12 protein-coding genes and 2 pseudogenes are annotated in these 10,964 nt (G+C 73.6%); 6 read left to right on the top strand and 8 right to left on the bottom strand.

What is annotated here, in order from left to right:
- Positions 1-359: 359 nt before the first annotated feature.
- The 6 genes from nirB to ACFC2L_RS18070 all read left to right on the top strand — a co-directional run bounded on the left by nirB (position 360) and on the right by ACFC2L_RS18070 (position 6,548).
- Entirely contained in the window at positions 360-3,008 is a 2,649-nt protein-coding gene (nirB, locus tag ACFC2L_RS18095) for a nitrite reductase large subunit NirB (RefSeq protein ID WP_375825725.1), read from the top strand.
- Complete coding sequence (locus tag ACFC2L_RS18090; protein ID WP_375825724.1) at positions 3,005-3,391, top strand: nitrite reductase (NAD(P)H) small subunit; 387 nt, start codon at positions 3,005-3,007, stop codon at positions 3,389-3,391. The genes nirB and ACFC2L_RS18090 overlap by 4 nt, the downstream gene beginning before the upstream one ends.
- Before the next feature lie 155 nt (positions 3,392-3,546).
- Entirely contained in the window at positions 3,547-4,779 is a 1,233-nt protein-coding gene (locus tag ACFC2L_RS18085; RefSeq protein ID WP_375825723.1) for a glycosyltransferase, read from the top strand.
- A complete protein-coding gene (locus ACFC2L_RS18080) occupies positions 4,769-5,443 on the top strand; it encodes a lysophospholipid acyltransferase family protein (RefSeq protein WP_375825722.1) in 675 nt (224 codons plus the stop codon). The genes ACFC2L_RS18085 and ACFC2L_RS18080 overlap by 11 nt, the downstream gene beginning before the upstream one ends.
- Positions 5,444-5,514: 71 nt before the next feature.
- Positions 5,515-6,237 carry a lysoplasmalogenase gene (locus ACFC2L_RS18075; RefSeq protein ID WP_375825721.1) on the top strand — a complete coding sequence of 241 codons (723 nt, stop codon included), beginning with the start codon at positions 5,515-5,517 and terminating at the stop codon, positions 6,235-6,237.
- Positions 6,222-6,548 carry a hypothetical protein gene (locus tag ACFC2L_RS18070; RefSeq protein WP_375825719.1) on the top strand — a complete coding sequence of 109 codons (327 nt, stop codon included), beginning with the start codon at positions 6,222-6,224 and terminating at the stop codon, positions 6,546-6,548. The genes ACFC2L_RS18075 and ACFC2L_RS18070 overlap by 16 nt, the downstream gene beginning before the upstream one ends.
- Positions 6,549-6,551: 3 nt before the next feature.
- Here the strand turns inward: ACFC2L_RS18070 and ACFC2L_RS18065 are convergent, their stop codons facing one another.
- The 8 genes and pseudogenes from ACFC2L_RS18065 to ACFC2L_RS18030 all read right to left on the bottom strand — a co-directional run bounded on the left by ACFC2L_RS18065 (position 6,552) and on the right by ACFC2L_RS18030 (position 10,940).
- Positions 6,552-7,121 (bottom strand): DapH/DapD/GlmU-related protein, encoded by a 570-nt coding sequence (locus ACFC2L_RS18065; RefSeq protein ID WP_375825718.1) that lies wholly within the window; start codon positions 7,119-7,121, stop codon positions 6,552-6,554.
- 9 nt (positions 7,122-7,130) lie between these two features.
- Entirely contained in the window at positions 7,131-8,009 is an 879-nt protein-coding gene (locus ACFC2L_RS18060) for a helix-turn-helix transcriptional regulator (protein ID WP_375825717.1), read from the bottom strand.
- Between the two features lie 86 nt (positions 8,010-8,095).
- Positions 8,096-8,503, bottom strand: coding sequence for a cupin domain-containing protein (locus ACFC2L_RS18055; protein ID WP_353709395.1), 408 nt, complete (start codon positions 8,501-8,503; stop codon positions 8,096-8,098).
- Positions 8,504-8,528: 25 nt separating this feature from the next.
- Positions 8,529-9,119 (bottom strand): annotated as a pseudogene (locus ACFC2L_RS18050) (zinc-binding dehydrogenase); the annotation flags it as partial.
- A gap of 57 nt (positions 9,120-9,176) precedes the next feature.
- Positions 9,177-9,572 (bottom strand): annotated as a pseudogene (locus tag ACFC2L_RS18045) (alcohol dehydrogenase catalytic domain-containing protein); the annotation flags it as partial.
- Between the two features lie 164 nt (positions 9,573-9,736).
- Complete coding sequence (locus tag ACFC2L_RS18040) at positions 9,737-10,162, bottom strand: type II toxin-antitoxin system VapC family toxin (protein ID WP_375825716.1); 426 nt, start codon at positions 10,160-10,162, stop codon at positions 9,737-9,739.
- Positions 10,159-10,386 carry an antitoxin gene (locus ACFC2L_RS18035; RefSeq protein ID WP_087471891.1) on the bottom strand — a complete coding sequence of 76 codons (228 nt, stop codon included), beginning with the start codon at positions 10,384-10,386 and terminating at the stop codon, positions 10,159-10,161. Before ACFC2L_RS18035 ends, ACFC2L_RS18040 begins: the two co-directional genes overlap by 4 nt.
- A 59-nt stretch (positions 10,387-10,445) precedes the next feature.
- On the bottom strand, positions 10,446-10,940 hold the full coding sequence (locus ACFC2L_RS18030) for an endonuclease V (protein WP_375825715.1): 495 nt from the start codon (positions 10,938-10,940) through the stop codon (positions 10,446-10,448).
- Between the last annotated feature and the right edge of the window lie 24 nt (positions 10,941-10,964).

The following is a 10,964-nucleotide window of genomic DNA, read 5'->3' as shown; positions in this document are numbered from 1 at the left end:
GGCAGGGCAATCTGCTCGGTAACCCACGACCTTCATAGCGAGGCCCCGCCCGCGCGACCCGGGCCGACCCGGGAGCTACTCATACCGTCTGACCCACGGCGTCGCGCCACTCGTCCGGCCACCGTGGCCGACGTCTGACGCGCCCATCGCCCGACGCCGCGCCCCCGTCCCCGGGGCGCGGCGTCGTGCCGTCCTGACCGCACCGGGGCAGCGCGTGATGGCCTTCGATGGGGGTATTGGGGACCTTGGTCCCAGACGGCCGATGTGGCCGGACCGCCTCCCCTAGGGTCGGGAGCAGGGTACCGGTCGCACCCGGACCGGGACCTCGACGCAGCCCCCGCCTCTCGAAAGTGCTCCCCGTGGCCTCCCTCTCTCACTCCCCGTCGGACGCGGACGCTCCCGCCGCCGGCGGTCCCCTGGACGGCGACCGGATCGTCGTCGTCGGCGCCGGCATGACGGCCCACCGCCTGGTCGCGGGCCTGCGCTCGCGCGACCCCGAGGGCGGCTGGTCGCTCACGGTGATCGGCGACGAGCCGCACGAGCCGTACGACCGCGTGCACCTGTCCGAGTGGTTCGACGCGCGCGACGCCCAGGCGCTCACCCTGGACCGCGGCGTGTGGGACGACCCGCGCGTCACCCTCGTCACGGGTGACGCGGTCGCGACGCTCGACCGCACGGCGAGCGTCGTGACGACGCGGTCGGGCCGCCAGGTCCACTACGACCGCGCGGTGCTCGCGACGGGCTCGTGGGCGTGGACGCCGCGCGCGGAGGGCACGGACCTGCCGGGCCTGTTCACCTACCGCACGCTGGACGACGTCGAGCGGCTGGCCGAGTGGGTGCGCCTGCGCGAGCGGACGCTGGGCCGGGCGGTGCGCGGCGTCGTCGTCGGCGGTGGCGTGCTGGGTCTCGAGGCCGCAGCGGCGCTCCAGCGGCTGGGTGCCGAGGCCACGGTCGTGGAGTTCGCCGACCGGCTCATGAGCGTCCAGCTCGACCAGGGCGGCGGCGAGATGCTGCGCCTGCTGATCGAGGACCTGGGCGTCACGGTGCGCACGGGCGCGGGCGCCCACCGGTTCCTGCCCGCGGGCGACGGGTCCGTGGGGTCCGTCGAGCTCACCGACGGGTCCGCCCTGCCGACGGACGTCGTCGTCTTCTCCGTGGGCATCCGCCCGCGCGACCGCGTGGCACGTGAGGCCGGCCTGGCCATCGGCGAGCGCGGCGGCGTCGTCGTCGGCGAGGCGTGCCAGACCTCCGACCCGGGCGTGTGGGCGATCGGCGAGTGCGCGTCGGTCGACGGCGTGTGCGCGGGCCTGGTCGCGCCGGGGAACGACATGGCGGACGTCGTCGTCGACCGCTTCCTGGGCGGCGAGCGGGTGCACCGCCGCGCCGACGACGGCACCAAGCTCAAGGGCGTGGGCGTCGAGGCGGCGTCGTTCGGCGACGTGAACGCCGTGAGCGCGGGCGCGCTGGAGGTGTCGTTCGTCGACCCGATCCACCGCCGCTACCGCAAGCTCGTGCTCTCGGACGACGCGACCACGCTGCTCGGCGGCGTGTTCGTCGGCGACATCGAGCTCTACTCCGCCCTGCGGCCCCTGCTCGGCCGCCCGCTCGGCGCCGACCCCGCCGCCGTCATCGCGCCCGACGGCGAGGGCCTGGCCGAGACCGAGCTGCCGGACGAGGCCGTCGTCTGCTCGTGCAACAACGTCGACGCCGGGACGGTCCGCTCGGCCGTGACCGAGCACGGCTGCCGGACGATCGGGCAGGTCAAGGAGTGCACGACGGCCGGCACGGTGTGCGGGTCGTGCGTGCCGGCGCTCACCAAGCTGCTGAACGCCGAGCTCTCCCGGGCGGGCGTCACGGTCTCGGACGCGCTGTGCGAGCACTTCGCGATGTCCCGCGCCACGCTGTACAGGCTCGTCCGCGAGGAGGGCCTGCGGACGTTCACCGAGGTCGTCGCGGCGCACGGGACAGGGCGCGGGTGCGCCGTCTGCCGCCCGACGGTCGCGTCGATCCTCTCGACGCTGCGTCGCGGGCACGTCCTGGAGGGCGAGCAGGCCGCGCTGCAGGACACCAACGACCACGTCATGGCGAACCTGCAGAAGAACGGCACGTACTCGGTGATCCCGCGCATGCCCGGGGGAGAGGTGCGTGCCGACCAGCTCCTGGAGTTCGCGAAGGTCGCCGACGACTTCGGGCTCTACGTGCGCGTGACCGGCGGCCAGCGCCTCGCGATGTTCGGCGCGCGGCTCGACCAGCTCCCGGAGATCTGGCGGCGCCTGACGGCCGTCGGCTTCGAGTCCGGGCACGCGTACGGGAAGTCGCTGCGCACGGTGAAGACGTGCGTCGGGCGCACGTGGTGCCGGTTCGGCGTGCAGGACTCGTCGGCGATGGCGGTCCGGCTCGAGCTGCGCTACCGCGGGCTCCGCTCGCCGCACAAGATCAAGTTCGGCGTCTCCGGCTGCGCCCGCGAGTGCGCCGAGGCGCGCGGCAAGGACGTCGGCATCATCGCCACGCACAAGGGCTGGAACCTCTACGTCGGCGGCAACGGCGGGGCCCAGCCGGCGCACGCCCAGCTCCTCGCCGAGGACCTCGACGACGAGACGCTGGTCCGCTACGTCGACCGGTTCCTCATGCTCTACGTCCAGGAGGCCGACCGCCTGCAGCGCACGGCGCCGTGGGTCGCGGAGCGCGCGGGCGGGCTGGAGGAGCTGCGGCGCGTCGTCGTCGAGGACTCGCTCGGGATCGCGGACCAGCTCGAGGCCGCGATGGCCGAGCACGTGCGCGACTACGAGGACGAGTGGGGCGCGACGCTCGCCGACCCGGCCAAGCTGCGCAAGTTCACACCGTTCGTCAACGCGCCCGAGGCGATCGACGGCGACCTCGCGTTCGTCCCCGAGCGCGGCCAGGTCCGACCCGCAGCCGAGGGCGACGCCGACGCCTACCCCGACCCGCGCGCCGCGCGCGACGTCGCGCTCGCCGCGGCCCGCGCCGAGCTGGAGGACGCCCGATGAGCACGTTCGTCGACATCTGCGCGCTCGACGACCTCGACCCCGAGCGCGGGGCCGGCGCGCTCCTGGGCGACACCCAGGTCGCCGTCTTCCGGCTCGCCGACGGCACCGTGCGCGCCGTCCAGCAGCGGGACCCGTACTCGGGCGCCAACGTCATGTCGCGCGGCCTCGTCGGCACGCACCGGGTGACCGCCGACGACGGCGCGGAGCGTGACGTCAACACGGTCACCACCCCCATGCTCAAGCAGGTGTGGGACGTCGACACCGGCGAGGTGCTCGACGCCGGTGGCAAGGACCGCAGGCCGCTGACGGTGTTCGCGGCGCAGGTGCGCGACGGTCGCGTCCTGGTCGCCGACGCGCCCGGGGCGTCCGCGCCGTCGCCCTGACCGGCGGGCACGCGGGCGGAACATCGCCCGGTGAGCACGGCACGGCGGCACGACACGCGCCCGGCGGTCCGGCCCTGGTCACCCGCGATCCCCTAGCCTGACGGCATCCCGTCAGCAGGCGCGACCACGCGCCGCGCGTCGCAAGGGAGCCGCGGGTGCGCGTCCTGCTCGTCATCGACCAGTTCGAGGATCCCACCAACGGGACCACGATCTCCGCGCGTCGCTTCGCCGTCGCCCTGCGTGAGCGCGGCCACGAGGTGCGCGTCGCGTGCTGCCGAGGCGCGGCCCGCCCAGGTGGTGCCGACCCCGAGGACCGCGCGGACGGCGTCGTGCACTACCGCCTGGAACCCCGCGGTGTCCCGGGCTTCGACCGGGTGATCGCGGGGCAGGGCTGGGTCCTCGCCAAGCCCGACGACGACGTGCTGCGCGACGCCCTGCGCTGGGCCGACGTCGCGCACGTCATGTCGCCGTTCTGGCTCGGCTCCCGGACCAAGCGGCTCGCGGACGCGCTCGGCGTCCCGTCCACCGCCGCGTTCCACGTGCAGCCGGAGAACGTCACCTACAGCCTCGGCCTGGGGCGGGTCGCGCCGCTGAACCACCTCGTGTACGCGGTGTTCCGGCCGTTCTACGACCGGTTCGGGCACGTCCACTGCCCCAGCCGGTTCATCGCCGGGGAGCTGCGCGACCACGGCTACCGGGCGGCCCTGCACGTGGTGTCCAACGGCGTCGACCCCGGGTTCGTCCCGCGCACGCTGCCCAAGAGCGCCGACCTGGCCGGCCGGTTCGTCATCACCATGACCGGGCGGCTCTCGCGCGAGAAGCGGCAGGACGTGCTCCTCGACGCCGTCGGCCGGTCCCGGCACGCCGACCGCATCCAGCTCGTGCTCGCCGGGCGCGGTCCGCTCGCGGAGAGGTACGCCCAGCAGGGCGCGAGCCTGCCGCACCCACCGCGGATCGGCTTCCTCGCCCAGGACGAGCTCCGGGACGTGCTGGCCATGAGCGACCTGTACGTGCACGCCGCCGACGCGGAGATCGAGGCCCTCGGCTGCCTCGAAGCGGTCGCCACCGGCCTCGTCCCGGTGATCTCCGACTCCCGCGCGTCGGCGACCGGGCAGTTCGCGCTCGACGAGCGCAGCCTCTTCCGCGCCGGGGACGCCGCCGACCTCGCGCGCGCGATCGACTACTGGATCGAGCACGACGACGAGCGGGCCCGCATGGGTCCGGCCTATGCCGAGGTCGGCCGGGAGCACGCGCTCGAACTGTGCGTCCCCCAGATCGAGGACATGCTGCGCCAGGCGGTCGACGACGGTCAGGACGCGGTGGCCCTCAGGGCCACCGACCGGGACGACCCCGAAGGCAGGGCGCGGGGGCGCGCGCATGGCCGCTGACCGCGCGACCAGGCGCGCGACGCCGCGGCTCTGGAGCCGCTTCGACGCGGTGTTCTTCGACGTCGCGATGGCCGTCGTGCGGGGGTACGGGTACGTCGTCCACGGGCTGCGGGTCACGGGGCGCGAGCACCTCGTCTCCGAGCGCGGTGGGGTCGTCTCGATCGCCAACCACGTGCACTACCTGGACGGCCCGTGGGTCGCCGGACAGTTCCGCGGCCGTCGCGCCGCCGTCGTCTCGCAGCCCTCGAACTTCCACCTGCCCGTGGCGGGCCTCCTGGTCAGCCACCTGCTCGCCGTCCCGCTGCCCCGCGGGCCGGGAGAGCTCTCCGCGTTCGAGGCGCGACTGCGCCGGACCGTCGACGCGGGCCAGGGCGTGCACTTCTTCCCCGAGGGCGTGCTCGTCATGTACGACACGACCCTGCGCCCGTTCCAGCGCGGCGCGTTCGTGTACGCCTGCCGGCTGGGCGTGCCCGTCGTGCCGATGGTCTTCACCTACGGCCGACGGCCCTGGTGGCGCCCCCGGCCGCCGATCCACCTGACGATCCTCCCGGCCGAGCATCCCCGCGGCGCCGCTCCCGCCGACGTCGCGGAGCTCCTCACCCGCTGCCGGTCCGCGATGGAGGCGGTCGTCGCAGGGGCTCCCGACGACGTCGCCCGCCGGTGAGGACTCCCGGGCCTACAATCGCTCGTCCCGGCAACGGTGCCGGCAGCACGACCGAAGGAGTCCCGACACCCATGCTCGCCGCGTGGGGCGCGCTCGCCCTGCTCACCCTCGTCCACCTCGCCGCGCAGCTCGCGGGCGCCTCGACGCTCGCCGACGCGTCACAGTGGTTCCTCATGCCCCTCCTCGCGGTCTGCCTGTGGCTCGCCACGCGACGACGCGACGGCGGACGACGCGACGGCGGCGGTCCCGCCCGGCGCTCGCGGCTGGTCCGCCTCACGCTCGTCGCGCTGGGCTTCTCGTGGCTCGGCGACACGGCCCCCGACCTCGCCGACGGCGACACGCCGTTTCTCGTCATGGTCGGGTTCTTCCTGTGCGCCCAGGTGACGTACACGCTCGCGTTCTGGCCCTTCCGCGCGGGGTCGGTGCTGCGTCGCCCGCTCGCGCTCGCGCCGTACCTGCTCGCCTTCGTCGCACTCGTCGTCGCGTGCACGCCCGGTGCCGGGACGCTGCTCGTCCCGGTCGTCGTGTACGGCGCGTGCCTCGTGCTGATGGCCGTGACGGCGACGGGCGTCGACCGCCTCGCGGCCGTCGGCGGGGCGGTGTTCCTCGTGTCCGACGCGCTCATCGCCCTCAACGCGTTCGCGCCGTGGTACGCCCTGCCCGCGCACGGCTTCTGGGTGATGCTCACCTACGTCGTCGGGCAGGTGCTCCTCGTCCTCGGGGTGCTGCGCCGGGAGCGCGCCGCAGCGGCTCCCGTCGAGGAGAAGGGCAGCGCCGCGTGGGCGTCGACGTGACGCTTGCGCGGATCGTCCAGGAGGGGACGAGCCCGCGACGTCGTTCGACGACGTCGATCGCCGTGGTGCTCGACGACGGCGACGTGCTGGCCCGCCTCCTTCCCGCCAGCGGGTTGCCGATGCTCGCGCGTGTCGACCCCTACGGTGACGTCGTCCTCAGCGGCTCAGAGATGGAGCAGCTCCTCGACGAGTTGCACGTCCTGAGGTCCAGATCGGATCGGTCCGAAGCCGCCGTCATCGACAAGGTCGTCGCGCTGGCCGAACGGTGTCGTGGGGAACCTGGATGGGAGCTGCGGTTCGAGGGCGACTGACCCTCAGGCCTCGAGCGAGCGGACGACGCGCGCGGGCGTGCCGACGACGACGGTGCAGGCGGGGACGTCCCGGGTGACGACGGAGCCGGCCCCGACGACGGCATCGTCCCCGATGCTGACGCCGGGGAGGACGGTCACGTTCGCCCCGAGCCACACGTTGCGGCCGAGGACGACGCGCGCGGGATGCATGTCGGCGCGTCGGGCGGGGTCGAGGTCGTGGTTGAGCGTCGTGAGGACGGCGCTGTGACCGATGAGGCAGCCGTCCCCGACGACGATGCCGCCCTGGTCCTGGAACCGGCAGCCGGAGTTGATGAAGACGTCCCGGCCGAGGGTGAGGTTCTTGCCGAAGTCGGCCGTGAAGGGCGGGAAGAGGTTCACGGACTCGTGCACGGGCCTGCCCGTCAGCTCCGCGAGCAGCTCGCGGACGCGCTCGGGCGAGCGGTAGGCGCCGTTGAGCTCGCCGGCGATGCGCAGCGCCTCCTGGCTCGTGCTGTGCATGACGGCGTGCAGCGGCGAGCCGCCGGGGATCGTCCGCCCGGCGTCGAGCTCGGCCAGCAGGTCGTCCAGGTCCACGGGTCCCTCTCAGTCGGTGCGCGACGGCGCGGCGGCCGCGGTCGCGGTGGCCGCCCACGACGCGAGCAGGCGCAGCGACTCCTCGGTCGGGGAGCCCGGCGTCGCGGTGTACACGGTCATGCCGAGCCCGGGGTCGCCGTGGAGCTCGAGCGTCTGGTAGTGCAGCTCGAGGTTCCCGACGACGGGGTGGCGGAACGTCTTCTGCCCGGCGTAGTGCCGGCGCACGTCGTGGGACGCCCACAGCTCGCGGAACCGCTCGCTCCGCGTCGAGAGCTCGCCCACGAGGGCCTGGAGGCGCCAGTCGTGCGGGCTGCGGCCGGCCTCGCGGCGCAGGATCGTGACGTTCGTCCACGCCGCGCGGTCCCAGTCGGGGTAGAAGTCGTGCGACGCGGGGTCGAGGAAGATGTGCCGCGAGAAGTTCGCCGGGCCCGCGGAGCCCGCGGTCATCGGCGCGTACATCGCGTACCCGAGCGCGTTGGCTGCGACGAGGTCCATGCGGTTGTTCTGGATGAACGCGGGCGCCGTCGTGATCGCGTCGAGCAGGTACTGCAGCTCGGGGCGCACCGGGGTGTCGCCGTGGCCGCGCTGCGGGCGGGCGCCGACGGGGTTCGCGGTGCGCGCGAGGTCGAGCAGGTGCTCGCGCTCGGCCGCGTCGAGGAGCAGGGCACGCGCCACCGACTCGAGCACGACGTCGGACACGCCCCGCAGGTTTCCGCGCTCGAGCCGCGTGTAGTAGTCCACGCTCACGCCGGCGAGCCGCGCGACCTCGTCGCGGCGTAGTCCCGCGACGCGGCGACGGCCGCCGAACGTCTCGATGCCGGCCTGCTCGGGGGTCACCCGGGCCCGGCGGCTCATGAGGAACTCGCGCACCTCGGAACGGTTGTCCATGGCCTCCACGTCTTTCACGGTACGTCGGGACGACGGCGGGCCGCGCGGGCGGGAGTGCCGTGGCCTCCCACCCGCGCGGGGGCACGTCAGCCCGGGTACTCCTCGGGGGCGAGGAGGTCGCCCCACGTCGTCTCGGGCTCGTCGACGCCGGGCGCGGGCGCCTCCCACAGCGCGAGATGGCACAGGAAGCTGTCACCGCTCGCGCCGTGCCAGTGCCACTCGCCCGGGGGCGTGTAGACGGTGTCGCCCGGCCGGAGCTCGACGACCTCCTCGCCCCGCGACTGCACGTAGCCGAACCCCTCGGTGACGTGCAGCGTCTGCCCGACGGCGTGCCGGTGCCACGCGGTGTGCGCGCCGGGGGCGAAGCGGACGAGATTCAGGCGCGCCCGCGACGGCTCCGTGCCCGCGTAGTAGGAGTTGAACCAGACGTCACCGGTGAACCACGAGGCGGGTCCCTTCACGGTCGGCGTCGTCGGTTGCCTCTCGGTGCTCATGTCTCTCCTCCTGTCAGGACGTCGTTCAGAACGCGACGAGCGTCTTGAGGGACTCGCGGCGGTCCATCGCGGCGTAGCCCTCGGCGATGTCGTCGATCGCGACGGTCTTGTCGAACACCCGGCCGGGGTCGATCTCGCCGCGGAGCACCTGCGGGATCGCATCCTCGAGGTACGCGCGGACGGGTGCGGGCCCGCCGGTGAGCGTGATGTTGCGGCCGAAGAGCGAGCCGAACCCGACCGGTGCGTCCTCGTACTGCTGGACGCCGACGCGGCTGATCACGCCCCCCGCGCGCACGACGCCGTAGGACTGCTCGTAGGCGGGCATGTGCCCGACGGCCTCCAGCACGACGTGGCTGCCCAGGCCGCCGGTGAGGTCACGGACCCGCTGGATCCCCTCGGCGCCCCGCTCGGCGACGACGTCGGTCGCGCCCCACTCGCGCCCCAGGTCGGTCCGCGACGTGTGGCGGCCCATGAGGATGATGCGCTCGGCGCCCATCTGCCGTGCGGCGAGCACGGCGGACAGCCCGACGGCGCCGTCGCCGATGACGGTGACGGTCGTCCGCGCGGAGACGCGTGCCATGTGCGCCGCGTGGTAGCCGGTGAGGTACACGTCCGAGAGGGTGAGCAGCGAGGGGAGGAGCGGGCTCGTCTCGTCGACGTCCGGCACGGCGACGAGGCTGCCGTCCGCGAGCGGGATGCGCGCGAGCTCGGCCTGCTGGCCACCGACGTCTCCGGGGTTGCCGTAGAACCCGCCGTGCGGGCACGCGGTCTGGAAGCCGTCGCGGCACACGGGGCACGTGTTGTCCGACCACGCGAACGGCGCGATGACGAGGTCGCCCGTGCGGACGGTCGTGACGGCTGACCCGGTCTCCTCGACGACGCCGAGGAGCTCGTGCCCGATCGGGACGCCCTGGTCGGTGTGCGCCATGGAACGGTAGGGGTGCAGGTCGGACCCGCAGACGCACGCGCGCACCGTGCGCACGATCGCGTCGGTCGGCTCGACGATCGTCGGGTCGGGGCGGGTCTCGACGCGGACGTCGCCCGCGCCGTAGATGACGGTGGCCTTCAAGGAGCTCTCCGTTGCCGGTGGGGATCAGGTGCGATCACCATTCGACACCCGGTGCGCGACCACCTGGGAGTCCCGCTCCAACAGGGTCCTGGCAGTACCTGGTTCGGGATCGGTGACGAGGATCCCGAGCGGCGCCTCGCCGCGGCCCGGATGTCAGACAGGCCTCAGCGCCAGGTCGTCGGATCCCACGGGTTGACGGTCTCGACCTCGAGCGGAGCGAAGTGCCTGACGTTGCGTGTGGCGACCACCGCTTCCCGGGATCGTGCGGTCGCGGCGATGACGGCGTCGTCGAGAGGGGCGTGCTCCGGCACGCGGAAGGTGGCGAGGACTCGTGCCGCGGCGAGATCAAAGGGTGCGACGCGCTCTGCGAAGGCGGGGAGGACGTTCTCCTCGAACCATCGGCGCAGGATCATGCCCTGAGCGGCGTCCTCCCGTCCCTTGGCAACGATCCCGCGCTCGATCTCGGCGATCGTCGGTGCAGCGACGTACTGGTCGCGGACCGGGATCGAGGACGCCCAACGCTCGACGGTGGGATGGCGTCCTCGAACGCGCAGCGCCGACACGACGTTGGTGTCGAGGAGATACCTCACAGGTCGACGTCGCGCGACGTCAGGCCGACGCGCTGCGGCTCGAACTCGATGTCGGCGCCCTCGTCCGTCCCGAGCAGGTCGACCATGGTCACCGGGTCGCGGGCAAGTGCCGTCGTGAGCAGACTCCGGGCCTCTGCCTCCACTGAACGGTGGTGCTGCTTCGCGCGTGCGCGGAGGGCTGCTTTGGTGCCGGCAGGGAGATTGCGGATGAGGACCTGTTCCATGGATCACCTCCGATATCATTGACACGATATCACCCGCGGCCCACGGGCTTGACAAGGCCTCAGGCGCGAGCAGGGGCGGAGCGCGCGATCCGGTCGACGAGCTGCAGCGGGTCAGGGATGCGCCCGCCGCCGGGGAGGTCCGTGACCAGTCGTGCCGCGGAGCCCAGGTCGATCCCCGTCGCGGTGACGTGGAGCGGACGGGCACTCGCGCCGCGCAGGACGTCAACGGCGTGCGCCGCGGACCGGAACGGCGTCTTCGCGACACCGATCACCGTCGGAGCAGCACCCGACCGCGCCACGTGTGCCCCCAGGCCCGGAGTTCCGTCCGCGTCGAGCGTCACGTAGCCGTCGATGATCAGCAGGTCGAGAGCAGGGACCTGCGAGAGTACGGCGAGCAGCGGCGGGAGCTCGCGCTCGAAGAACCGTCCGGGCACGTACGGCGCGACGGTGGGTACCCAGACCGTCCGTGTCTCCAGCACGTTCCGGAACGTCGGGTCCGCGGCGACGACGACCGCGGCGTTCGCCCCGCCGTCGGGCGGGTAGTGGACGTCCACCGCCGCCGAGAGTCCGTGCCGGAG

It is taken from the genome of Cellulosimicrobium sp. NPDC055967 (genome assembly GCF_042269845.1).
In the GTDB taxonomy this organism is placed as follows: domain Bacteria; phylum Actinomycetota; class Actinomycetes; order Actinomycetales; family Cellulomonadaceae; genus Cellulosimicrobium.
This window is presented reverse-complemented; position numbering and strand designations above follow the sequence as displayed.

Coding starts and splice junctions, on each gene's coding strand:
- ACFC2L_RS18090 (WP_375825724.1), top strand. CDS start 3,005: ATGAGCACGTTCGTCGACATCTGCGCGCTCGACGACCTCGACCCCGAG.
- ACFC2L_RS18080 (WP_375825722.1), top strand. CDS start 4,769: ATGGCCGCTGACCGCGCGACCAGGCGCGCGACGCCGCGGCTCTGGAGC.
- ACFC2L_RS18075 (WP_375825721.1), top strand. CDS start 5,515: ATGCTCGCCGCGTGGGGCGCGCTCGCCCTGCTCACCCTCGTCCACCTC.
- ACFC2L_RS18060 (WP_375825717.1), bottom strand. CDS start 8,009: ATGGACAACCGTTCCGAGGTGCGCGAGTTCCTCATGAGCCGCCGGGCC.
- ACFC2L_RS18055 (WP_353709395.1), bottom strand. CDS start 8,503: ATGAGCACCGAGAGGCAACCGACGACGCCGACCGTGAAGGGACCCGCC.
- ACFC2L_RS18035 (WP_087471891.1), bottom strand. CDS start 10,386: ATGGAACAGGTCCTCATCCGCAATCTCCCTGCCGGCACCAAAGCAGCC.